We start from the raw sequence: 22,073 nt of genomic DNA, 5'->3' as shown, positions 1-22,073 counted from the left end.
AAGACAGTACTAGGCCCGACTCGTTAACCAGCCAAACCTGGCCTTTGCAACGTGGAGTCGAGGAGTCCGCTCCGCCCTCAAAAGCGAATCTGTTAAATCAGCAACACTTGCGTGCCGATTCGCGTCATTTCGAAGACGCGTGCGATATGCTCGTTATAGAGCCCGATACAACCGGAGGAGGAGCGGCGCCCGATCTTGCGGGTGTCATGGGTCCCATGGATCCGGTAGTACTTCCATCCGAGGTAAAGAGCGTGCGTCCCCAATGGGTTGTCGGGCCCGGGCGGCACGTAGGCCGGCCATTCCGGGTTGCGCCGGCGCATGTTCGGCGTGGGCGACCAGCTTGGCCCCTCCACTTTCCGTATGACGCTGGTTCGGCCCTTCCGGGTCAGTTCGGGCGACATCGGGACCGAAGATGGGAACAAATGATACTCGCCGCTTTCCTGCCACATGTGCAGGGCGCGGCTGTCGATATCGACGAGAATCGCCCCGCGACGCAGGCTTCCGAAATAATCGCTCCAGTCCAGCGTCCGGAAACTGGCTGTGTTGCGGCGGGTCGTTCCCGACAGGCCCGACCTGGTGCGAACCGTGTCCGGAACGGATTGGGCAAATGCGGGTGCCGCCAACGTTGCGGCTGTCGCGGCGGCTGTCGCGAGGAAACCGCGACGGTCGAGCTGGCTCATGGCTCTCTCCCTCAGGTAATCTTCTGATCCGGTTTCAATAGGGCATGGGTAGGGCCAGATCCGTCTTCCGTCCACCCAAACCCGTGTCACAGTTGAAACATCGGGCCGATCCGCAACCAAGGCGCCATTTGCTTCGCGCCCTGTTCCGGCATATTCCGGGTCGATCCACATCAGCCCGATTGACCGGAGCTCCGACGATGAACCGCCGCTACGTCCTTACCCTCCTTGCCGGATCGGCCCTGACCGCTTGCGCGCCGCCGCCGCCGTCGCTGGGACCGGACGGTCAACCCTTGCCACGCGCCTACCGGATCAGCGGGGCCGATGCCCGCCGCATTCCGTTCCGCGCACTCGATGCGGTGAATGCCCTGCGGACGGAGGCCGGCGCCGTGCCGGTGCAGCTGGACGACCGGCTCACGGCGGCCGCCGCGACGCATTCGCGGGACATGTCGCTTCAGAACCGCCCTTGGCATTTCGGCTCCGACGGGTCCTCGCCCATCGACCGCGCCCGGCGCGCCGGGTTCCAGGGGCGTCTCCTGGGCGAGACCATCTCGGAAACCTATGAGAGCGAACTCGAGACGATCGTCGCATGGGGGCAGCAGCCCGGGCCGCGCCGTGTCCTGCTCGACCCGGCCGCCCGCCGGATGGGATTCGCCTATTACCAGGAGCAGAACGGTAAGATCTGGTGGACCCTGAACATGGGCACCGACCCAGGAGCAGGCCGCGTTTGATCCACGCCGGGCCAACCCCCGCGCGCACGTTGACCGACCGTGGCCTGATGAACCGTGCGGCCTCCCGCGGGACGGTCTGTCAGGCGAAGATGTCGATCGCCACGCCGTTCTGGACCATCGCATAGACTGTCCGGATCTCTTCGTCCGTGACCGCGATGCACCCGGCCGTCCAGTCTTTGCCCCGCCGCGCCTTGGGATGGCGGCCCCAGCCGTGGACGAAGATATCCCCGCCCGGACTGCGCCCATGCGATGCGGCGAAAGCCCGGTCGCGTGCATTGGGGTAATTCATTCCCACAGACAGGAAGAACTCCGAATTCGGATTGCGCCGGTCGATGAAGTACCGCCCCTCGGGCGTGCGTCCGTCGCCATAGAACCGCTTGTGCCCTTCGGGCTGGAAGCCGAGCTGGATGTCGAACGATTTCAAAGCGCGGTTCCCGTGCACCAGATGCATCCGGCGCGAGGATTTCTGTACGACGATCCGAGTGACCTCCGGACCCGAATACTGGATGATCTTTCCCTGGGCGCATCCGGCGAGCATCGCAGCACCGCCCGCGCCAAGCGCCAGGGCACCCCGGCGCGTGATATCACTGCTCATATCGTGTCTGTCCCTGAGTGGCCCGGTTATCCCCGGTTTGTCCGTCCTCGGGAGACGATATAGCCAGAATCTTGTGGAATGGTGAAGATCCGATCACGCACTCGGCGTGTCACCGCGTTCCTGCTGCAACAGCGCCTCCAGCCCCTTGCGGTAATCGGGATAGGCCAGTTTCACGCCCAGTTCCTCCTTCATCCGCGCATTCGAGACCCGCTTCGATTCGGCGTAGAAGCTGCGGGCCATCTCACTCATCCCGGCGGCCTCGAAGGGCACCTTCGGCGGGCGCGGCACGTGCAGCAGGTCGGCGGCGTGGGCGATGACGTCCTGCGGCGGTGCGGGATCGTCGTCGCAGACATTGTAGGTCCGCACGTCCCACTCGCCCGGCCTGTCGATCGACGCGAGGAGGGTCGCGGCGATGTCGTCCACATGGATCCGGCTGAAGACCTGCCCCGACTTGATGATCCGCTTCGCCGTTCCCTCGGCCACCTTGGCGAAGGGGCCGCGTCCGGGTCCGTAGATCCCGGCGAGGCGAAAGATCCGCAGCTTCGCCCCGACCTCGGTGCACAGCTCGCCCCAAGCTCCCTCGGCGATCATGCGCAGCGCGCCGCGCTTGGTGGCCGGGGCCAGCGGCGTCTCCTCGTCGACCCATCCGCCACCGTGGTCGCCATAGACGCCGGTCGTGGACAGGTAGCCGACCCAGTCGACACCTCCCAGATGCTTCCGCAGCGCGTCGCCATAGGTGTTCAGCACGGGGTCCCCGTCATCCTGCGGCGCGGTGCTGACCAAAACGTGGCTCGCCCGTGCGAGATGAGCGTCGATCGGGTCTCCGAAGATCAACGGGGTCACACCCTCGGCGCGCAGCTCCTCGGCCTTGTCGGAGGAGCGGGTCGTACCGATGACCTCCCATCCCCGCGCCAGCAGATGTGGTGTCAGAGCGCGTGCCGAAAACCCGTGGCCGAAGGACAGAAGCACACTCACCGGAGCCGCTCCACAGCCCAGCGGGCCGCGTCCGCGACCGCCGCATCGGCATCGTCGCAGAGCGCCTGAACGGCGGGTATCATCCGGCCATCGCCGGAATTCCCGATTGCGTATGACACGTTACGTACCATCCGGTCCCGCCCGATACGCTTGACCGGGCTCCCCTGATACCGCGCACGAAAGCCTGAATCGTCGAGCGACGCAAGGTCAGCGAGCGGTGGTGCCCGATGGGGCCCGTGCAACCGCATGTCTCCGGCCGCGACCGCGAACTTGTTCCAGGGACAGATCGCGAGGCAATCGTCGCAGCCATAGATGCGATTGCCGATCCCCGGGCGCAGGTTCTTGTCCACGGGGCCGCGATGCTCGATCGTCAGGTAGGAGATGCAGCGCCGCGCGTCCAACTGGAACGGGGCCGGAAAGGCGTCGGTCGGACAGATGTCCAGGCATCGCGTGCAGCTTCCGCAATGCTCTGCCTCGGGCGTATCCCGCGGCAGATCGAGTGTCGTGAAGATCGCCCCCAGGAAGACCCAGTTGCCGAAATCTCGGCCCAGCAGGTTGGTATGCTTGCCCTGCCAGCCCAACCCCGCAGCCTGAGCCAGCGGCTTCTCCATGACGGGGGCGGTGTCGACGAAGACCTTGATTTCGGGCGGTCCCGCCTCGGTCAGGTCCGCACCCGCGTCGATGAGCCAACGACCGAGGCGCTTGAGCGCCTTCTTGATCACATCGTGATAATCCCGCCCCGCGGCATAGACGCTGATCGCGCCGCGGTCGCGCAGGGCGAGATCCTCCAGCGGATCGTGATCGGGCGCGTAGCTCATCGCCAGCATGATCACCGAGCGGCAATCGGGCCACAGCGCGCGCGGATCGCCTCTCCAGGCTTGCCGGTCCCCCATCCAGCCCATCTGGCCGTGGCGTCCATCCTCCAGGAATCGCGCCAGCCGGGGCGCGGCATCCGGGATCGCATCCGGGCCGCAGATCCCCATTGCGCAAAATCCCTCGGTCCTTGCCCGCGCGCCCAGCCGGGCGCGCAGTTCAGAAGTCGAGATCGGCATAGTGGGGTTTGGGCCGGAAACCGGGCACCTGATCGGCAAGGATTCCGCGGAAGGCCGGGCGCGACTTGATCTTGGCGTACCAGTCGCGAACCGTCTCGGACCGCGCCCAGTCCACGTCGCCGGAATAGTCCAGGCAGGACAGATGCGCCGCCGCCGCAAAATCCGCCAGCGTCAGCGCGTCACCCGCCAGCCAGCGCCGCTGGTCCAGCAGCCAGCCCATGTAGTCCAGGTGGAACTTGATCGCCTTGACGCCGGCCTTCACCGCGGCACCGTCCGGATATCCGGCCCGGGTCAGCTTCTTGTTGACCCGCTCGTAGACCAGCTTCGAGGTCACCTCGTGGTGGAACTTGTCGTCGAACCACCCGACCAGCCGGCGTACCTCGGCCCGTTCGGCAGGTTCCTTGGGCAACAGCGCCGGGTCCGGCACCGTCTCTTCGAGGTACTCGCAGATTGCGGTGCTGTCCGACAGCGTCAGCCCGTCCGTTCGCAGGACCGGCACCTTGCCGGCCGCGTTGCGGCGCAGGAACTCCGGATCGCGCTCCCAGTAGGGCTCATCGACCAGTTCCACCTCCAGCTTCTTCTCTGCCAGGACCAGTCGGACCTTCCGGCAAAATGGAGACAGGGCGAAATGATGGAGGAGGATCATGCCGACCTACCTAGCCGGAGGGATTCGCGCGCTCAATGGCCGATGGCGGTACGGCCCCCTCTCCGCGCCGGCCCGCGCGCCTGTTTCTTCTCGGCTCAAATACTCCGGGGGTGCGGGGGCAGAGCCCCCGCGCGTCGCCTCCGGGCGGTACGCCCAAAGAAAGACCGACCGGACCGGAGGCGTCTTCAGTCCCGTGTCCGCCTCGCCTCACCGGGGGTCCGTGCCCGTCTCACTCGAAGCACGCCGCCCGCCCATCGGCCCGGATCGTCGCCGCCCCGTCGAGGATCCCGCGGGCGCGGTTCCGCAGCCGCTGCGTTGGCTGCGCCGGGTTCCGCGTCTTCGGGCTGGGCAGGATCGCGGCGAGGCGGGCCGCCTGCACGCGCGTCAGGTCCGCGGCATCGACGCCGAAATGGTGCCGGGCGGCGGCCTGCACGCCGAACACGCCCTCGCCCATCTCGGCCACGTTCAGATAGACCTCCAGGATCCGCCGCTTGGGCCACAGCGCCTCCATCACGGGGGTCAGGGCCGCCTCGCCCGCCTTTCGCAGCCATGACCGGCCCTGCCAGAGGAAGGCGTTCTTCACGACCTGCTGGCTGATGGTCGATGCGCCGCGCGTGCCGCCCTGCGCGATGGCGCTGCGGATCGCATCCACGTCGAACCCCCAATGCTGACAGAAATTCGCGTCTTCCGCCGCGACCACGGCCCGCGCCATGATCGGCGCGACGTTCTCCAGATCCACCCAGTCCCGGTCCAGCCGGTCGAGGCGGATCCCCTCGGACAGGATGTAAGGCGTCGTCGGCGGGTCGATCCACCGGTAGGCCAGCACCCACACGACCAACAGGGCAGCCACCACGACGATCCCGCGGATGGTCCAGCGCAGAAGCCGCCGCAGGCCGCCCCGCAGACGCGCGCCCAGGCCCGGCCGCGCCCGCTTGCCCTTCTTCGAGGCCGGTTTCCGTGCTGACTTCGCCACCGCGCAACAGGTCGTCGCGGGACCGCTCCGGGTCAAGGCATCACCGCCGCCGCCGCCCCCGTGCGACCTTCGAGCGATGCCGGGGCGTCACACGCTCCCGTTGACCTGCCAAAAGATGACGTTGGGGAAGTACGGAAATCCCTACTCCCGGTTGTCCGCCGAAGGGTGCAAGTTGACGTGGGGGTCACAAGGATCCCGGCCGGTGCCGGGAGGGGGTATGGTAGCTTTCGCGTAATTCGGTGGCTCGTGGGGTCAGTGTGGCGTCGACCCCGACCCACAGCCGCAAAGGATCGTCCGGGTTGAGCAGGGGGGCCGTGGCCCCCCTGTCTCGTTTCGGGTCATTCGGCCGGAACGGCGTCCGCTTCCTCGCTCAGGGGCGCGGCCAGATGCGGCAGCATCTCCGTCGGGCAGACCTGGACGAAGTTGCCCAGCTCCAGATCCCAGTCCGCCAGGATCGCCTTCGCCTTGCGGGAGTTCGTCTCGGCGGCGTGGCGTTCGATCAGGCCGCGCAACTGGCCCTCCCAATGGGCGACGGTGACGGGGTTCGTCACCAGCGTCTCCAGGTTCATCAGCTCAAGCGCGGTGCCGTCGGGGTCGTGGACATAAGCCATGCCGCCCGTCATGCCCGCGCCGAAATTGGCGCCGATCTCGCCCAGGATCACGGCCACGCCGCCGGTCATGTACTCACACCCGTTCGAGCCGCAGCCCTCGACCACGACCTTGGCGCCCGAGTTGCGCACCGCGAACCGCTCTCCGGCCCGGCCCGCCGCGAACAGGTAGCCGTCCGTCGCGCCGTACAGCACCGTGTTGCCGATGATAACGTTCTCGTCGGCCCTGAGCGGGCTGACCTGCGGCGGGCGCACCACGATGGTGCCGCCAGACAGGCCCTTGCCCACGTAGTCGTTGGCGTCGCCGGACACTTCCAGCTTCAGACCCGGCGCGGCGAAGGCGCCCAGAGACTGGCCGGCACTGCCCGTCAGCTTGACGTGCAGGTGATCGGGCTGCAGCGAGTTGCGCATCCCGAAGCGCTTGACGATGTGGCTCGACAGACGCGTGCCCACGGTCCGGTGCGTGTTCTGCACCGCATAGGACAGCTGCATCTTCTCGCCGTCCTCCAGGAAGCGCGCGGCATCGGTGACGATCTGCGCATCCAGCGTGTCCGGCACCGCATTGCGCGGCTTGCCGCGGTCCAGCTCGATCCGGTCGGCCCCGTCCACCGTGATCAGCAGCGGGTTCAGGTCCAGATCGTCCAGATGCGCGCTGCCGCGGCTGACCTGAGTCAGCAGGTCGGCCCGCCCGATCACTTCGTCCAGGCTGCGGGCGCCGATCTCGGCCAGAATCTCCCGCACCTCCTGAGCGTAGAAGGTGATCAGGTTCACCACCTTGTCGGCGGTCCCCGTGAATTTCTCGCGCAGGGCCGGGTCCTGGGTGCAAACACCGACGGGACAGGTGTTGGACTGGCACTGGCGCACCATGATGCAGCCCATGGCGATCAGGGCGGCGGTGCCGATGCCGTATTCCTCGGCCCCCATCATCGCGGCCATAACGATGTCGCGACCCGTCCGCAGGCCGCCATCGGTGCGCAGCGTCACCCGCTCGCGCAGCTTGTTCATCGCCAGGACCTGATGCGCCTCGGTCAGACCCATTTCCCAGGGCAGGCCCGCATACTTGATCGACGTCGCCGGAGACGCCCCCGTCCCGCCATTATGACCCGAGATCAGGATGACGTCGGCCTTCGCCTTCGCGACACCCGCGGCAATGGTCCCCACGCCGGACGACGCCACCAGCTTCACCGTCACCTTGCAGCGCGGGTTGATCTGCTTGAGGTCGTAGATCAGCTGCGCCAGATCCTCGATCGAGTAGATGTCGTGATGCGGCGGCGGCGAGATCAGCGTCACGCCCGGCGTCGAGTGCCGCAGCCGCGCGATCAGCTTCGTGACCTTCATCCCGGGAAGCTGGCCGCCCTCGCCGGGCTTGGCGCCCTGGGCGACCTTGATCTCCAGTTCCTCGCAATGGTTCAGGTATTCGGCGGTGACGCCGAAGCGACCCGAGGCGACTTGCTTGATCTTCGCCGACGGGTTGTCCCCGTTGGGCTCGGGCACGAAATGCGCCGGATCCTCGCCGCCCTCGCCCGAGTCGGATTTCGCGCCGATCCGGTTCATCGCGACATTCAGCGTCTTGTGCGCCTCGGGCGACAGCGCGCCCAGCGACATGCCCGGCGTCACGAACCGCTTGCGGATCGAGGTGATGCTCTCGACCTCCTCCAGCGGGATCGCCTTGCCCAGCGGCTTGATCGCCAGAAGGTCCCGCAGATGGATCGGCGGGTTCTTCTGCAGCGCCGTCGAATACTGCTTCCACATCTCGTAGCTCGCGCGGTCGCAGGCCGATTGCAGCATGTGCATCGTCTGCGCTTCCCAGGCGTGCTTCTCGCCCTGACGCCGCGCCTTGTAGAAGCCGCCGATGGGCAGGACATTCTGCGCCTGACCCAGCCAGCCGCGCCCGTGCACGGCCTCGACCTGGGATTGCAGGCCGATCACGCCGATGCCCGAGATGCGCGACAGCATGCCGGGGAAGTATTCGGCGACCATGGCACGGGACAGGCCCACCGCCTCGAAGTTCAGCCCGCCGCGATAGGAGGAGATGACGCTGATGCCCATCTTCGACATGATCTTCAGAAGGCCCGCATCCACTGCCTTGCGATAGCGCGCCACCGCTTCGGTCAGCGTACCCTCGAGCAGGCCCCGGTCGATCCGGTCGGCAAGGCTGTCCTGCGCCAGATACGGGTTCACCGTCGTCGCGCCGCAGCCGATCAGCACCGCGAAGTAATGGGGGTCGATGCATTCGGCCGACCGCACGTTGAGCGAGCAGAAGGTCCGCAACCCCTTGCGCGTCAACCAGCTATGCACCGCGCTGGTGGCGAGGATCATGGGCATCGGGACCTTGTCTTCCGACTGGAACCGGTCGGTCAGCACGATGTGCCCCGCACCCGAGCGGACGGCCTCCTCGGCCTCGTCGCGGATCCGGGTCAGGCCCGCAGCCAGCGCGCCCTTCTCGGCACCGGCGGCGAAGGTGCAGTCGATGGTCACGACCGCATCGCCCATCTGGTCCATGATCGACTCGAACTGGGAATTGCCCACGAAGGGGCTGTCCAGAACCAGGATCTCGGTCTGGCTGCTGTCCTCGTCCAGCACGTTCTTGAGGTTCCCGAACCGGGTCTTCAGGCTCATGACGCGATATTCGCGCAAGGAGTCGATGGGCGGGTTCGTCACCTGGCTGAAATTCTGCCGGAAGAAGTGACTCAGCGGGCGGTACTTCTCGGACAGGACGGCGGCGGGGGTGTCGTCGCCCATGCTGGCCACCGTCTCCTTGCCGTCTTCGGCCATGGGGGCGAGGATCTGCTCCAGCTCCTCGATTGAGTAGCCGGCCGCGATCTGGCGGCGGCGCAGCTCCTCGCCGGAATGGATGGCGGTCTCGCTCACGCCCTTGGTCACTTCCTCCAGATCGGTGATCCGCTCGACCCAGTCGCCGAAGGGCTGCGAGGCAGCGAGCTTGTCCTTGATCTCGCCATCGTGGAACAGCTTCCCCTCCGCCATGTCGACGGCGATCATCTGGCCGGGGCCCAGCGCGCCCTTCTCGATCACGGCCGCCTCGTCGGTGGGCACCATCCCGACCTCGGACCCCGCGATCAGCAGCCCCTCGCCCGAGACGACGTAGCGCATCGGGCGCAGGCCGTTGCGGTCCAGCCCGCCGCAGACCCAGCGCCCGTCGGTCATCGCCAGTGCTGCAGGCCCGTCCCATGGCTCCATCACCGAGTTGCAGTAGGAATACATGTCGCGCCACGCCTCGGGCAGCTCGACGGCCTGCTTGGACCAGCTTTCGGGCACCAGCATCGTCTTCGCCATCGGCGCGTTACGACCCGCGCGGACCAGCACTTCGAAGACCGAATCCAGCGCCGCAGAGTCGCTCGCCCCGGGGGGCACGATCGGCTTGATGTCGCCCGCCAGATCACCGAACGCGCTGGATGCCATGCGGATCTCGTGGCTCCGCATCCAGTTCACGTTGCCCTTCAGCGTGTTGATCTCACCGTTATGGGCCAGCATCCGGAACGGTTGCGCCAGCCACCATTGCGGGAAGGTGTTGGTCGAGTAGCGCTGGTGGTAGATGGCGAACGCGCTCTCGAAGCGCTCGTCCTTGAGGTCGGGATAGAACTCCGCGACCTGCTCGGCCAGCATCATGCCCTTGTAGATGATCGACCGGCAGGACAGCGACGCCAGGTAAAGCCCGGGCACCTGCGCCGCGGCGGCCGCCTTCTCGATCCGCCGCCGGATCACGTAGAGCTCCCGCTCGAAGGTCTCTTCGTCCACGCCCTTGGTGTCGCGGATCAGGATCTGCTCAATCTCGGGGCGGGTGGCGTTGGCCTTCTCGCCCAGCACGTCGATGTTCACCGGCACATGGCGCCAGCCGTAGATGCCGTAGCCCATGCGCAGCACTTCGGTCTCGACGATGGTGCGGCAGACCTCCTGCGCGCCGAAATCCGTGCGCGGCAGGAACACCTGCCCCACCGCCAGCAGCCCCTTCGACGGCTCGTGCCCGGTGCGGCGCACCTGGTCCTGGAAGAACTCGACGGGGATCTGGACGTGGATGCCGGCGCCGTCGCCGGTCTTGCCGTCGGCATCCACGGCGCCGCGATGCCAGATCGCCTTCAGCGCCTGGATGCCGCTTTCAACGACCTTGCGGGACTTGCGGCCCTTGATGTCGACCACCAGGCCGACCCCGCACGAGGCGTGCTCCGCCTCTTCGCGGTACAGCGATGTTTCGCCCATCTCGGCCCGGCGGGCCAATTCGTCGCGCTCGAATTCGGTGAACCAATGGGTCATGGGTCGTCTCCTTCGACGAAGGGCGAGCGCGCCTCGTAATCGGCGCGGGTCGCGGTGGCATGGTCCCCGGCCAGCCGCGCATAGGCGGGGACCCGGTCGATGTAGATTTCCGAGATCAGCGGGAAAGCCTTGGCTTCCGCGAACGCTCCCGGTGCGAATTCGTAATCGGCCCCGTCCCTGGTATCCCGGAACCACAGATGGCTGCCGCAGCGCGGGCAGAAGGCGCGCTCGGCGAAGTCGGAGGATGGATAGACGGCGACCTCGCCCGAGATGGTAACCCCTTCGGGCCGCGCGTTGAACCCGGCAAAGACCGTGCCGGCCCAGCGCCGGCACATGGCGCAATGGCAGGCGCCCACTGCGGCCACATAGGCTCCGTCGATGGTCATGGTGACCGATCCGCACAGGCAGCGGCCGTCCAGGCGCCCTTCGCGGCGATAGGGGGTCAGGTCGATGCTCACGCCGCGATCCCCGTCTTTTCCAGCAGGCCCGCGACATGCTGCCGCCGCCCCCGCACGATGGCGGCCACGACGCGGCCCAGCACGCCCTTCTCCTTGAGGGTGCGCGCGGGGTTGTGGCGATCCGAGGCCAGCAGGAACCGGTGCATCCGCGGCTGACGGGGCAGCAGGTCCAGATGGGCAACATCCTCGGCGCAATCGCGGCTGGCGAAGGCGAAGTAATGGGTCCGCGTTTCCGAAACGGTGTCGGCGAGGTTGCGCACCGGCAGGTCGCCCCATTCCGACTTCACGTCGGGCCAGCGCGCGTCGTCCAGGATCTCGCGGTCCATGGTGATCTGCGGCGCGAAGGCGATGGCGCGGCGCACGGGGATGTCGCGCGGCAGCAGCATCGCCGCGTAACCGCCCATCGAATTGCCCAGCGTTATGACCTCTTCGATGCCCTCGGCCTCGATGATCTCGCGGATCATGTCGACCGTCCGCGCCCACAGGCCCGGGGCGGCGAACCAGGTGATCCGCCGATCGGTCACGAACAGGACGGCGTTCTCGCCGCCGCAGGAGGCCGAGGCCGCGAACTCGTCCAGCGTCTCGCCCCCCACGCCCCGCTTCATGCCGGTGAACACGACGACCAGGCGCGGCGTCGTGCCGGGAAGCCAGCGCAGGACCAGCTCCTCGTCGCGGAAGAGGGGTTTGACGGGACGGCGCAATGAAGATTTCCCTAACGCCGGAATGCGTCAGTCGTCCTGACGTACCTGAAGTGGATCGTGCACCGGCTGTGCAGACGGGGGGTGCACAGGGGGTGCACAGGGGGTGCACACGAAAAACGGGCCATCATGGCGCACCGCCCGCGTTCACCATGGCCATCACGTCGGCCTCGGTCATGCGCTTGCGCTCCCCGGCGAAGGCGTGGCTGTCGGGCTTGGCGTCGATATAGACCTCGGTGTCGAACAGCAGGCCCGACATGTCGTCCAGCGAGCCCGCCGACAGCGACATCATGCCTTGCATCGGCCCCTCGGCCGTCAGCCGCCAGAACAGGTTCGAGCCGCAGGTCCGGCAGAACCCCCGCTCCGCCCAGACCGACGAGGCGTAAGTCTCGACCGTCTCGTCCGCCTCCCAGGTGATCCCGCCCGGCATCACCTGAACACCCAGTTCGATCCCGCCCGACCAGCGGCGGCACATCCCGCAATGGCACGCGCCATAGGATGTCGGCGCCTCGGTCAGACGGTAGCGGGCGGCGCCGCAGAGGCATCCTCCGGTCGTGCTGGCCATTATTCCGCCGCCACGCCGGCCTGCGCCGCGCTCTCGGCGGCAAGGCGTTCGACGATCGCGTCCGCGGCCTCGCGCCCGTCGCGGATGGCCCAGACCACCAAAGAGGCGCCGCGCACGATGTCGCCCACAGCGTAGACGCCGGGCAAAGCGGTCTCGTGGGTGCGGAAATCGGCCTTGATCGTGCCCCAGCGGGTCACTTCCAGCTCCGGCTGCTCCCACAGGGTCGGCAGTTCCTCGGGCTCGAAGCCCAGCGCCTTGATGACCAGATCGGCCTTCTCGACATAGTCGGCGCCTTCGATCACTTCCGGCGTCTGGCGGCCGGTCGCGTCGGGCTCACCCAGCTTCATCTTCTGCACGCGCACGCCGCTGACGGGGCCGGGGCGGATGCCGGATCCCTGTCCTTCGGGGCCGATCTGACCCACTTCCGGGTCACGCAGACCCTCGGCCTCAAAGCCGCCGGGCAGGGTGAGCCAGACGAATTCGACGCCCTCTTCCTCGGCGTTCTGCACCTCCCGCTGAGAGCCGGGCATGTTCGCGCGGTCCCTGCGATACAGGCATTTGACCGAGGTCGCGCCCTGCCGGATGGCGGTGCGCACGCAATCCATCGCCGTGTCGCCGCCGCCGATCACGACCACGCGCTTGCCGTCGGCATTCAGGCTGCCGTCGTCGAATTCGGGCACGTCGTCGCCGAAATACTTCTTCGAGCTGACGGTCAGATAGTCGATCGCCTTGACCACGCCGTCGGCGTCGGCGCCCGGCGTATCCAATTCGCGCGACTTGTAGACGCCGGTGGCGACGATGACCGCGTCATGGGCTTCGCGGATCTCGGCAAAGGTGATGTCGCGCCCGACCTCGCAATTCAGCCGGAAGGTCACGCCGCCCTCTTCGAGCTGGATGTTGCGGCGCTCCACGATCTCCTTCTCCAGCTTGAAGCCGGGAATGCCGTAGGACAGCAGGCCGCCCGCCCGGTCGTAGCGGTCATAGACCGTGACCTGAACGCCGGCGCGGCGCAGTGCGTCGGCGGCGGCCAACCCGCCGGGTCCGGCGCCGATGATGCCCACACTCTCGGGGCGTTCGGTGCGGGGCGCGATTGCGGGCACCCATCCATTCTCGAAGGCGGTGTCGGTGATGTATTTCTCGACCGCGCCGATGGTGACGGTGCCGTGGCCGGATTGCTCGATCACGCAATTGCCTTCGCACAGGCGGTCCTGCGGGCAGATGCGGCCGCAGATCTCGGGGAAGGTGTTGGTGGCCTGGCTGATCTCGTAGGCTTCCTGCAGCCGCCCCTCGGCGGTCAGGCGCAGCCAGTCGGGGATGTTGTTGTGCAGCGGGCAATGGGTCTGGCAGTACGGCACGCCGCACTGGCTGCAGCGCGCCGCTTGCTCGGCGGCCCGGTCGGCGGCAAACTCCCGGTAGATCTCGTGGAAGTCGTCCTTGCGATCCTCGGCGCCCCGCTTGTCGGGCATGGCCCGGGGGGTGGAGACGAACTTGAGCATCGGATTCTCGGCCATCGGCGCCCTCCCGCAAGGGCCCACCGGCCCAAATTCAATCAGACCCCTCCCATACGGGGCGATTGAGATAATATAAAGTCAGTCATGCTGACCTATATTCAGAAAATCTGGTCGTCAACTCGTTCGGAGGCGCGATAATCGCCGAATATTTGGACCGATCCGGACCCATCGACGGTCTGGCGCCTATCGGGTCGCTCTGCAACAACGCGCAAAGCGATCCGAATCGAGCCGCATGCCCCTCTGGTATCTCATCATCCTTGCCGTCCTGCAGGGCGTTACCGAATTCCTGCCGATCTCCTCGTCGGGACATCTGGTTCTCCTGCCCGCGCTCAGCGGGCTGGACGATCAGGGGACGTTCCTGGATGTCGCGGTCCATGTCGGCTCCCTCGGCGCCGTGGTACTTTACTTTCGCCAGGATGTCGCGGCTGCGATGCGCGGCACGGCCGGCATTCTCGGCGGACGCCGCGGATCCGAGGAGCGGTTGGCGCTGGGGCTGTTCGTCGCGACGATTCCGGTCATCCTCTTCGGCCTCGCGCTCAAGCTCACGATCGGCACCGATGCGCTGCGCTCCGTCGCGCTGATCGGGTGGACGACCCTGATCTTCGGGCTGGTCCTCGGGGCCGCCGACCGTTGGGGGCGGGAGGTCCGCCGGGCGGAGGATTGGAGCCTTCGCCATGCGGTGATCTTCGGCCTGTGGCAGATGCTGGCGCTGATCCCGGGCACGTCGCGCAGCGGCATCGTCATCACCGGAGGACGGGCTCTGGGCTACACGCGCGAGGACGCCGCGCGCCTCTCCATGTTGATGTCCATCCCCACGATCATTGCGTCCGGCGCCGTCCTTTCGCTGGACGTCGCGGCAGAGGCGAACATGGCGCTCTTCGTCGATGGCGCGCTGGCCGCTCTCTTCGCCTTCGGCTCCGCGCTTCTGGCGCTGACGCTGATGATGCGGCTTCTGAAGTCGGTCAGCTTCACGCCCTACGTCATCTACCGGATCATCCTCGGCACCGGGCTGCTGATCTGGGCCTATTCCTGAGAGATCTCTGCGATCACCGGCAAGTGGTCGGATGCGCCCAATGCGGAGGCGGGCGGCACCACCCGCGCCCCGGTCAGGCGCACACCGCGTGAAATGAATCGGTCCAGAGGCAATCTCGGACGGGCGGCATGAAAGCTGGGACCGGGGATGACCATGCGCCAAGGATCGCCGATGCCGAGCACTGCGGGATCGCGGGACCATTCGTTCAGATCGCCCCCGATGACGCAGCGCTCGGGTGACGCGTCCATCAGCATCCTGATCTGGGCCTTCCGGTCGCGTCGTCTCAGACCCAGATGCGTGCCGCAGAGCCAGATATCACCGACCTCCACGAAGATCGCTCCGCGGGGCTCCAACCCCGGCAGATCGAGGGTGCGCAATGTCTTCGGCCGCAGCATGCCCCGCGACAGGATCGCATTGCCATGCCAACCGAGCGACGGGCCCGGCGCCGCGTCCACGACGTGGAAACCGGCCCGCTCCACCTTGGCGGGGGGCAGGGCCGCGGGGCGGCGGCCCAACCGCTTGTCGGCCTCCTGCAGGAGCACGATGTCCGGACGCAATTCCTCCAGCACGTGGAGTACGCGATCGGGATCCCGCCGCCAGTCGAGCCCGACCGCCTTGCGAACGTTCCAGCTGACGATCCTCACGGGGCCGGCCTCACAGGACCGGAGCCATCAGCCGCGCGATCGGGGCGAAGAACCGGATCCTGCGCGACGGATCCCTCAGGTGCCGATCGGTTGACTGCGCCCAATCCGCTTCCAGCATTTCCGCCACCTCTGCCGCGAAATCGCGATCCTCGATCAGGGCGGTCATCTCGTAGTTCAGAAGGGCGGACCGGACATCGAGGTTCATCGTCCCGATCGAGACGAGGTCATCGTCTACCAGCGCCACCTTCTGATGCATGAAGCCCGGCAGGTATTCCCGGACCTCGCCGCCCGCCTCCATCACGTCGTCCACGTAGGCGCGGGCAGCATACCAGGCGACGATATTGTCCGACGGACGGGGGACGAGGATCCGAACGTCGACCCCGCGAATGGCCGCGACCTGCAGCGCCGTGAGAAGATCGTCATGGGGCACCAGATACGGCGTCGTCATCCAGAGCCGCCGCCGGGCCTGTGCCGCCAGTCCGCATAGCAGAAGAGAGCCGCGCTCGAGTTCGCCACCGGGTCCGGGGGACGCAAGCATCGCCCGGACGTTGCCCGTGGTCGCCTCTGGGGCGGGCATGTTCGGCAGGCTCTTCTCGCCCAGATCGTTCCAGTCGCGGGCGAAACTGGCCCGTCCCTGCGCGGCAACCGGGCCGTCGAGACGCACGAACGTATCGCGCCACGTGTCGAACCAGTGCTTCCCGTCCACATATTCCTGCGCGCAGTTTATGCCCCCCGTGAAAAGGGTGCGGCCGTCGATGACGACGCATTTGCGATGGTTGCGAAAGTTGACCGAGATCGTGAAGGCGAGGCCCCGTCCGCGAAAGCCCCGCACCTCGCATCCTGCTTCCCGCATCGTCTCGACGAAGCCGCGCCCAAGCTGGAGGCTGCCGATGAGGTCGCACAGGACGCAGACGCGAACACCGCGCCGGGCGGCAGCGACGAGACGATCCCGCATGGCCCGGCCCGCCTCGTCGTCCCGCCAGATATAGAACTGGACAAGGACCTCCTCGCGCGCCTCGTCGATCGCCTCGTGTATCGCGGCGTAGGTGGGTCCGCCGTCGATCAGGAGCGTCGCCCGGTTGCCCTCGGTCACGTCCTCGTCCGCGACCGCCGTGAAAGCGTCGATGCCATCCCCACCATCTGTCCGGTGGTAGCGTCCCGATGGCGACCCGGCGGATCCCCGGATGCTGCTGACGCCGCCGAAAATCAGCCAGGCCGGAATGGCGACCAAGGGCAACGAGAGGAGAAAGACGACCCAGGCCGTCGCGCCCTGTGGCGTCCGGGATGATGTGATCGCCAATCGCGCAACCCCGAGACCGATCAAAAGCGCGACGATCGAAACCCACGTCGGAACGCCGAAGAGGGCCTCGAGCATATCAGGCCGGCTCCGCGTCGACCCTGTTGCGGGGCAGGCGGCTTGCGAGGGAGCGGATCGGAGCGATGTCGACCACACGCAGACCCGCCGCGCGGGCCGCGACCATCACCGCGACCGAAGCGAAGACATTCGCGACGACCGCCGCCCCAAGGATGCCCCAATAGCCGACCGTGTACGCGGCGAGCCATGCGAGCGGCAGGTAGACCAACAGCACCCGCGCCACCGATAGCGACATGGCATACCCTGCCCGGCTCATGGCGTTGAGCGCCGCGTTTCCGACCACGAGGATGCCGAAGCCGAAGAGCGACCAGCCCACGATGCGGAGATAGAGCGCCGCTGCCGAGACAGCCTGATCGTCATCGCTGAAGAGCCCGGCGATGGGATCGGCGAGAAAGAACAGCGCGGTTGCAAGGACCAGGCCGTAGCCGAGTGCGAAGAGACAGGAGAGGCGCAGGGCCTGGGATGCGCGATCCGGGCGGTCCGCCCCCCACGCCTGCCCCACCACCGGGCCGATCCCGGCGGACAGGGCCAGCAACGGGACAGCGACCAGGCCCTGCACTCTGCCAGCCGCGCCGAAGCCCGCGACATAGCTCGACCCGAGAACGGCTACGGCTGCGGTGACCGCCGCCATGCCGGCGGGCCGGATCGCGTTCGACAGGGCTGCCGGGCCACCCACGCCGGCAAGGGTCTTCGCGCTCTGCCACAGGTCCTGCAGAAGCGCGCCGCAGGGACGCAGCAGACCGGATTTCATCGCCAGTGCGGCGGCGGCCGCGCAGGCGACCACATAGGCGATCAGCGTCGACCACGCCGCCCCCGCAACGCCCAGTTCGGGAAAGGGGCCCCAACCGAGGATCAGCGTCGGTGTCAGTGCGATATTCACGCTTGCGGAAAAGATCATGATCCCCGCGGCGCGCCCGCCGTTCCCGTGGGCCCGGAAGACCGAATTCATCAGCATCATTGCCACGAGTGCGGGAAACGAGGCGGACCAGACGGGGGTATATTGCAACGCAGCCTCAAGCACGCCGTCCGTCGCTCCCATCAGAGACAGCAGGGGACGGTCGATCAGGAAGAAGATCAGCCCCGCGAGGGCGCCCAGAACGGTCCCGATCCCGAGGGCATGAAGGCCGACGCGGATCACGTCGTCCTCGTCATCCTTGCGGCCGAGGGCCTGGCTGATGGCCGCGTTGGCGCCGGCGGACATGCCGATCGACAGCGAGGCGATAGTCATCGTGATCGGGTAGACGAACCCAACGGCGGCCAGGGCATCGGACCCGATGCGCCCTAGGAAATAGGCGTCGACGAGTCCGACCGAGATGACTGCGGCGATGCCGAACGCCATGGGCCCGGAAACGGAAAGGAGGGCCTTCCAGACGGGGCCTTCGTTCAGGTCACGGCTCGTACTCGCCATCTGTCCCTCGCGGTGTTTGCGAGGTCCGAACGCGCCGAACGGCGATTCAGGTCCGCAGGTTGCGCGCGCTTTCCTTGATCTCGGCATACTGGCCGGAGGGGCGGAAGCGCCAGAGATAGGACGGCAGGACCGCCTCCATCGGGGTCGGGTCGATGCCAAACGCCTCAAATCCCGGCAGTTTCCCGGAGGCCACATTGTCCCGTGCCAGGTTCCGGACCTGATCGCGGGTCAGCATTCCGTTATGGAACAGGCCGAACGTCGCCTTCTGCGCGAAATCGAGACCTGCCGCCATGATCCGCGCGGCGAAGAATGGGATCCGCACGACAATAGCGCGGCGCTTGATCGCGGTCAGCATGGTCTGCATCAACTCGCGGAACGTATCGACATCCGGTCCGCCCAGCTCATAGGTGCCGGCCGCGACGCGGCCGTCTGCGGCGATCTCGGCTGCATGGGCCACGTCGTCGACGAAGACCGGCTGGAACTTCGTGTTGGGACCCACCACCGGCAGGACCGGGATCCGCGCCGCCATGCCCGCGAAGCGGTTGAAGAACTCGTCCTCCGGGCCGAAGACGATCGAGGGCCGCAATATGACGCTGCCGGGCAGGTGCTGGAGCACCGCTTCCTCGCCTTCGGCCTTGGTCCGGGAGTAGTCGCTGTCGCTTTCGTCGTCGGCGCCGATGGCGCTGATCTGGACCATGCGGGCGACGCCAAGCTCGGCCCCGATGCGGGCGATCCGTTCCGCCCCCTCGGCCTGGACCGCGTCGAAGTTGTTCTTGCCGGCTTCGGCCAGGATCCCCACGCAGTTGACCACGACATCCGCGCCCATCATCGCCGCACGGGTGCTGGCATCGTCGCGGATGTTGGCGAAGACCGGTTCCACCTGTCCGACGCTGCCATACATGCGCACGAAATGCGCTTCGTTCGGCCGGCGGCAGGCGACGCGCACGCGCCAGCCCGCCTTGGCCAGCCTGCGGGCGATGTAGCGGCCCACGAAGCCCGAGCCGCCATAGATCGTCGCCAGTCTTTGCATGGGGGCCTCCGCGCGTCCGGTCGGGGATGCGATACCGCCCGGAACCCGCCTTCGCAAGCGGCCGTGACTTTCCGCCGCGAGAAGCGTTGACACGGTGCCGCCTCGCTCGTAAGTGCGCCGTCACCGTGGAGCGCCCAGGTGGCGGAATTGGTAGACGCGCTGGCTTCAGGTGCCAGTTCTCGCAAGGGAGTGGAGGTTCGAGTCCTCTCCTGGGCACCACGGTCCACCGAAGCGCCCGGCCCCGACAGGGCCGGGCGTTCGCGCATTCAGGGGGCCGCATGGTCGATATCTCGAACATCACCCTTCACGACGGCGACCTGCCTGACGGTCTGGACCTCGGCCCGTCGGTCGCGATCGATTGCGAGACGATGGGGCTGAACCCGCATCGCGACCGGCTGTGCCTCGTCCAGCTCTCCGCGGGCGACGGGACGGCGCATCTGGTGCAGGTCGGGCGCGGACAGGACAGCGCCCCGAACCTGGAGCGCCTGCTGCGCGACGAGACCGTTCTGAAGCTCTTCCATTATGGCCGCTTCGATATCGCCGCGATGTATCACGCCTTCGGCGCGCTCGCCGCGCCGGTCTGGTGTTCCAAGATCGCCAGCCGTCTGGTGCGGACGTACACGGACCGCCATGGCCTGAAGGCGTTGCTGTCGGAATTGCTCGATATCGACATTTCCAAGATGCAGCAGACCTCCGACTGGGGTGCGGCCACGCTGACCGATGCGCAGATGGCTTACGCGGCGTCGGACGTGCTCTACCTGCATCGGCTGAAAGACAAGCTGGATGAGCGGCTGGCGCGGGAGGGCCGAGTCGAGATCGCTCAGGCGGCGTTCGATTTCCTGCCCACGCGGGCGAAACTGGATCTGATCGGCTACCCGGATACGGACATCTTCGCGCATTCATGATCCAGGCGGTCGGACATACGCGCCTTGTCCGGGGAACGAAGATCCTTCTGCCTCTGATCGCGCTGTCGCTCCTGTCCACCCTGTTCCTTCTGGCGGACCGCGTCGATCCAGACGATGCGCTTCCCTACGCGGAGGTCGATGTCTCCGAGAGGGCCCGGGACCAGCAACTCACGAGCCCGCGCGTCATGGGGCGCACGACGGGCGGCACATCCTTCGATCTCACGGCCGAGACCGCGCGTCCGGATGCCCGCGATCCCAATCGTCTGACCATCGACATGTTGCGGTTGGATCTCAGCGGGGATGGTGGGGCGACGATCAGCGCCGCCGCGGGAATGGTGAACACAGGAACGCGGACCCTTGTCCTTGAGGGCGACGTGAACATCACCACCACGACTGGCTACGAGGTACGCACGGAGCGGCTGGAAGGGGCGCTGGGCGATCTTCGGATTGCCTCTCCGGGAAAGGTGACCGGCGATGGGCCCCTTGGCCGACTGACGGCCGGAGCGATGGAGATCGTTGAATCGGACGGAACTCAGCGTCTGCGCTTCACCGGGGGCGTCGACCTGCTATATGAACCCGCGACCGAATAGAGGTACAGCCGATGATCCGTATCCTTGTCCTGATGCTGGGGCTTGCGACCCCGGCACTGGCGCAATCGACCGGCATCGGCTTCGGTGGCGGCGATTTCGACAGCGACGCGCCTGTCGAGGTCGCGGCCGACACGCTGGATATCGACCAGTCGACCGGACGCGCGGTTCTCACGGGGAACGTCGTCATCGCACAGGGCGAGCTGCGCCTGTCCGCGCAACGCGTCGAGGTCGACTATTCCTCCGCTTCGGGGGAACGGAGGATCGAGCGCCTTCGGGCGGATGGTGACGTTCTGATCGTGGCCGGTGCCGACGCGGCCGAAGGGCAGCAGGCGGTGTACGAACTCGGCACGTCCCAGATCGTGCTGACCGGCGATGTCCTCGTGACCCAGGGAGAGAGCACGCTTGCCGGAGAGCGGCTTGCCGTGAACCTGGAGAGTGGCGCGGGGACCGTATCCGGTCGCGTTCGCACGACACTTCAGCCGTGAGCCGCCCCGAAGTCATCGAGGGCGAAGGCGGTCTCAAGATCCGCAATCTGCGGAAATCCTATCGGCAGAAGCCGGTGATCCGGGACGTCAGCATGGATCTGGAGCGCGGAGAGGTCGTCGCGCTGCTCGGCCCGAACGGCTGCGGCAAGACGACGACCTTCTACTCGATCGCGGGGCTGGTCACGCCAGATGGCGGCAAGGTCATCCTCGACGGGCGGGACGTCACATGGCTGCCGATGTACCGGCGCGCCAAGGCGGGGATCGGCTATCTTCCGCAGGAGATGTCCATCTTCCGAGGGCTGACCGTCGAGAAGAACATCATGGCGATTCTCGAAGTGTCGGAACCCCGGCGCCATCGGCGGCGGGAGCGGCTGGAGGAACTGCTCAGCGAATTCGGCATCGAGCATCTGCGGCGCGCTTCCGCCCTTGCGCTTTCGGGAGGAGAGCGGCGCCGGGTCGAAATCGCGCGCTGCCTCGCCGCCAATCCGAGATACCTCCTGCTCGACGAGCCATTCGCCGGCGTCGACCCGATTGCGGTCGGTGACATCAGAAATCTCGTGGTCGACCTAAAGGGGCGTGGAATCGGTGTTCTGATCACCGACCACAACGTGAGAGAAACCCTCGAGATCGTGGATCGCGCCTACATTCTTCACGATGGCGGCGTCCTCATGTCCGGTACCCCGGACGAGGTGGTCGCGAATGCGAATGTCCGGCAGGTCTATCTGGGGGACAGCTTCGCGCGTTGAAGGGCCGACCTTCGCCGACGCAGCAATCGTCGTTCCGGCGAGCACCTTGACAGTCTCTTGTTTTGAGCGCCCCCTTGGACCATGGAGGTGCCGCTACCC

At 66.9% G+C, this 22,073-nt stretch carries 21 protein-coding genes and 1 tRNA gene; 7 read left to right on the top strand and 15 right to left on the bottom strand.

Annotated features, from left to right (window positions below; all coding sequences use genetic code 11):
- Positions 1-92: 92 nt before the first annotated feature.
- A complete protein-coding gene (locus tag jaqu_RS17115; protein WP_043920256.1) occupies positions 93-695 on the bottom strand; it encodes a L,D-transpeptidase in 603 nt (200 codons plus the stop codon).
- A 182-nt stretch (positions 696-877) separates the two neighbouring features.
- Here jaqu_RS17115 and jaqu_RS17110 point away from each other — a divergent pair, with 182 nt between their 5' ends.
- On the top strand, positions 878-1,408 hold the full coding sequence (locus jaqu_RS17110; RefSeq protein WP_043920180.1) for a CAP domain-containing protein: 531 nt from the start codon (positions 878-880) through the stop codon (positions 1,406-1,408).
- A 79-nt stretch (positions 1,409-1,487) separates the two neighbouring features.
- Here jaqu_RS17110 and jaqu_RS17105 read toward each other — a convergent pair whose 3' ends face one another.
- The 10 genes from jaqu_RS17105 to jaqu_RS17060 form a co-directional block, all read right to left on the bottom strand.
- Positions 1,488-2,003 (bottom strand): L,D-transpeptidase family protein, encoded by a 516-nt coding sequence (locus jaqu_RS17105; protein WP_052501039.1) that lies wholly within the window; start codon positions 2,001-2,003, stop codon positions 1,488-1,490.
- A 93-nt stretch (positions 2,004-2,096) separates the two neighbouring features.
- The gene (locus tag jaqu_RS17100; RefSeq protein ID WP_043920179.1) at positions 2,097-2,978 is read right to left on the bottom strand and encodes an SDR family oxidoreductase; all 882 of its coding nucleotides are present in this window, start codon (positions 2,976-2,978) and stop codon (positions 2,097-2,099) included.
- Positions 2,975-4,030 carry a tRNA epoxyqueuosine(34) reductase QueG gene (queG, locus tag jaqu_RS17095; protein ID WP_043920178.1) on the bottom strand — a complete coding sequence of 352 codons (1,056 nt, stop codon included), beginning with the start codon at positions 4,028-4,030 and terminating at the stop codon, positions 2,975-2,977. The genes jaqu_RS17100 and queG overlap by 4 nt, the downstream gene beginning before the upstream one ends.
- Positions 4,011-4,676 carry an FtsZ-binding protein FzlA gene (fzlA, locus tag jaqu_RS17090; protein ID WP_043920177.1) on the bottom strand — a complete coding sequence of 222 codons (666 nt, stop codon included), beginning with the start codon at positions 4,674-4,676 and terminating at the stop codon, positions 4,011-4,013. The genes queG and fzlA overlap by 20 nt, the downstream gene beginning before the upstream one ends.
- Positions 4,677-4,905: 229 nt before the next feature.
- The gene (gene mtgA, locus jaqu_RS17085) at positions 4,906-5,649 is read right to left on the bottom strand and encodes a monofunctional biosynthetic peptidoglycan transglycosylase (RefSeq protein ID WP_052501038.1); all 744 of its coding nucleotides are present in this window, start codon (positions 5,647-5,649) and stop codon (positions 4,906-4,908) included.
- A gap of 338 nt (positions 5,650-5,987) precedes the next feature.
- Positions 5,988-10,526, bottom strand: coding sequence for a glutamate synthase large subunit (gltB, locus tag jaqu_RS17080; RefSeq protein WP_043920176.1), 4,539 nt, complete (start codon positions 10,524-10,526; stop codon positions 5,988-5,990).
- The gene (locus jaqu_RS17075; protein WP_236687883.1) at positions 10,523-10,984 is read right to left on the bottom strand and encodes a GFA family protein; all 462 of its coding nucleotides are present in this window, start codon (positions 10,982-10,984) and stop codon (positions 10,523-10,525) included. The genes gltB and jaqu_RS17075 overlap by 4 nt, the downstream gene beginning before the upstream one ends.
- Positions 10,981-11,685, bottom strand: a complete 705-nt coding sequence (locus tag jaqu_RS20820) for a hypothetical protein (protein WP_052501037.1) — start codon at positions 11,683-11,685, stop codon at positions 10,981-10,983. The genes jaqu_RS17075 and jaqu_RS20820 overlap by 4 nt, the downstream gene beginning before the upstream one ends.
- A gap of 124 nt (positions 11,686-11,809) precedes the next feature.
- Positions 11,810-12,247 carry a GFA family protein gene (locus jaqu_RS17065; protein ID WP_052501036.1) on the bottom strand — a complete coding sequence of 146 codons (438 nt, stop codon included), beginning with the start codon at positions 12,245-12,247 and terminating at the stop codon, positions 11,810-11,812.
- Positions 12,247-13,758 (bottom strand): NAD(P)-dependent oxidoreductase, encoded by a 1,512-nt coding sequence (locus tag jaqu_RS17060; protein ID WP_043920175.1) that lies wholly within the window; start codon positions 13,756-13,758, stop codon positions 12,247-12,249. The genes jaqu_RS17065 and jaqu_RS17060 overlap by 1 nt, the downstream gene beginning before the upstream one ends.
- A gap of 232 nt (positions 13,759-13,990) precedes the next feature.
- Between jaqu_RS17060 and jaqu_RS17055 the strand changes: the two genes are divergently transcribed.
- Positions 13,991-14,791: an undecaprenyl-diphosphate phosphatase gene (locus jaqu_RS17055; RefSeq protein WP_043920174.1), complete on the top strand. Its 801-nt coding sequence runs from the start codon at positions 13,991-13,993 to the stop codon at positions 14,789-14,791.
- On the opposite strand, the gene jaqu_RS17050 is transcribed toward jaqu_RS17055, so the two are convergent.
- The 4 genes from jaqu_RS17050 to jaqu_RS17035 are packed head-to-tail and all read right to left on the bottom strand — an operon-like array spanning position 14,782 to position 19,248.
- Positions 14,782-15,435, bottom strand: coding sequence for an endonuclease/exonuclease/phosphatase family protein (locus jaqu_RS17050; RefSeq protein ID WP_043920173.1), 654 nt, complete (start codon positions 15,433-15,435; stop codon positions 14,782-14,784). The two genes, jaqu_RS17055 and jaqu_RS17050, sit on opposite strands and share 10 nt — an antisense overlap.
- A 10-nt stretch (positions 15,436-15,445) precedes the next feature.
- Positions 15,446-16,810 carry a phospholipase D-like domain-containing protein gene (locus jaqu_RS17045; RefSeq protein ID WP_052501035.1) on the bottom strand — a complete coding sequence of 455 codons (1,365 nt, stop codon included), beginning with the start codon at positions 16,808-16,810 and terminating at the stop codon, positions 15,446-15,448.
- A gap of 1 nt (position 16,811) precedes the next feature.
- A complete protein-coding gene (locus jaqu_RS17040) occupies positions 16,812-18,218 on the bottom strand; it encodes an MATE family efflux transporter (protein WP_043920172.1) in 1,407 nt (468 codons plus the stop codon).
- A 46-nt stretch (positions 18,219-18,264) separates the two neighbouring features.
- Positions 18,265-19,248 carry a complex I NDUFA9 subunit family protein gene (locus tag jaqu_RS17035; protein ID WP_043920171.1) on the bottom strand — a complete coding sequence of 328 codons (984 nt, stop codon included), beginning with the start codon at positions 19,246-19,248 and terminating at the stop codon, positions 18,265-18,267.
- 132 nt (positions 19,249-19,380) lie between these two features.
- On the opposite strand from jaqu_RS17035, the gene jaqu_RS17030 reads away from it, so the two are divergent.
- From jaqu_RS17030 to lptB, 5 genes are all read left to right on the top strand, one after another.
- Positions 19,381-19,467 (top strand) — tRNA-Leu (locus tag jaqu_RS17030).
- 59 nt (positions 19,468-19,526) lie between these two features.
- Complete coding sequence (locus tag jaqu_RS17025; protein ID WP_392387221.1) at positions 19,527-20,153, top strand: ribonuclease D; 627 nt, start codon at positions 19,527-19,529, stop codon at positions 20,151-20,153.
- Positions 20,150-20,743: an LPS export ABC transporter periplasmic protein LptC gene (lptC, locus tag jaqu_RS17020; RefSeq protein ID WP_043920170.1), complete on the top strand. Its 594-nt coding sequence runs from the start codon at positions 20,150-20,152 to the stop codon at positions 20,741-20,743. The genes jaqu_RS17025 and lptC overlap by 4 nt, the downstream gene beginning before the upstream one ends.
- A gap of 11 nt (positions 20,744-20,754) precedes the next feature.
- The gene (gene lptA, locus jaqu_RS17015) at positions 20,755-21,228 is read left to right on the top strand and encodes a lipopolysaccharide transport periplasmic protein LptA (RefSeq protein ID WP_043920169.1); all 474 of its coding nucleotides are present in this window, start codon (positions 20,755-20,757) and stop codon (positions 21,226-21,228) included.
- Positions 21,225-21,974, top strand: coding sequence for an LPS export ABC transporter ATP-binding protein (lptB, locus tag jaqu_RS17010; RefSeq protein ID WP_043920168.1), 750 nt, complete (start codon positions 21,225-21,227; stop codon positions 21,972-21,974). The genes lptA and lptB overlap by 4 nt, the downstream gene beginning before the upstream one ends.
- The last annotated feature ends 99 nt before the right edge of the window (positions 21,975-22,073 follow it).

The organism is Jannaschia aquimarina (assembly GCF_000877395.1).
Taxonomy (GTDB): domain Bacteria; phylum Pseudomonadota; class Alphaproteobacteria; order Rhodobacterales; family Rhodobacteraceae; genus Jannaschia; species Jannaschia aquimarina.
Note: the sequence above shows the minus strand (reverse complement) of the source record. Positions and strands in the feature narration are given on the sequence as shown.

Excerpts from the sequence above, each read along its gene's own strand:
- jaqu_RS17110 (WP_043920180.1), top strand. The coding sequence starts at position 878 with ATGAACCGCCGCTACGTCCTTACCCTCCTTGCCGGATCGGCCCTGACC.
- jaqu_RS17105 (WP_052501039.1), bottom strand. The coding sequence starts at position 2,003 with ATGAGCAGTGATATCACGCGCCGGGGTGCCCTGGCGCTTGGCGCGGGC.
- queG (WP_043920178.1), bottom strand. The coding sequence starts at position 4,030 with ATGCCGATCTCGACTTCTGAACTGCGCGCCCGGCTGGGCGCGCGGGCA.
- fzlA (WP_043920177.1), bottom strand. The coding sequence starts at position 4,676 with ATGATCCTCCTCCATCATTTCGCCCTGTCTCCATTTTGCCGGAAGGTC.
- gltB (WP_043920176.1), bottom strand. The coding sequence starts at position 10,526 with ATGACCCATTGGTTCACCGAATTCGAGCGCGACGAATTGGCCCGCCGG.
- jaqu_RS17065 (WP_052501036.1), bottom strand. The coding sequence starts at position 12,247 with ATGGCCAGCACGACCGGAGGATGCCTCTGCGGCGCCGCCCGCTACCGT.
- jaqu_RS17060 (WP_043920175.1), bottom strand. The coding sequence starts at position 13,758 with ATGGCCGAGAATCCGATGCTCAAGTTCGTCTCCACCCCCCGGGCCATG.
- jaqu_RS17055 (WP_043920174.1), top strand. The coding sequence starts at position 13,991 with ATGCCCCTCTGGTATCTCATCATCCTTGCCGTCCTGCAGGGCGTTACC.
- jaqu_RS17045 (WP_052501035.1), bottom strand. The coding sequence starts at position 16,810 with ATGCTCGAGGCCCTCTTCGGCGTTCCGACGTGGGTTTCGATCGTCGCG.
- jaqu_RS17040 (WP_043920172.1), bottom strand. The coding sequence starts at position 18,218 with ATGGCGAGTACGAGCCGTGACCTGAACGAAGGCCCCGTCTGGAAGGCC.
- jaqu_RS17035 (WP_043920171.1), bottom strand. The coding sequence starts at position 19,248 with ATGCAAAGACTGGCGACGATCTATGGCGGCTCGGGCTTCGTGGGCCGC.
- jaqu_RS17025 (WP_392387221.1), top strand. The coding sequence starts at position 19,527 with ATGGTCGATATCTCGAACATCACCCTTCACGACGGCGACCTGCCTGAC.
- lptC (WP_043920170.1), top strand. The coding sequence starts at position 20,150 with ATGATCCAGGCGGTCGGACATACGCGCCTTGTCCGGGGAACGAAGATC.
- lptA (WP_043920169.1), top strand. The coding sequence starts at position 20,755 with ATGATCCGTATCCTTGTCCTGATGCTGGGGCTTGCGACCCCGGCACTG.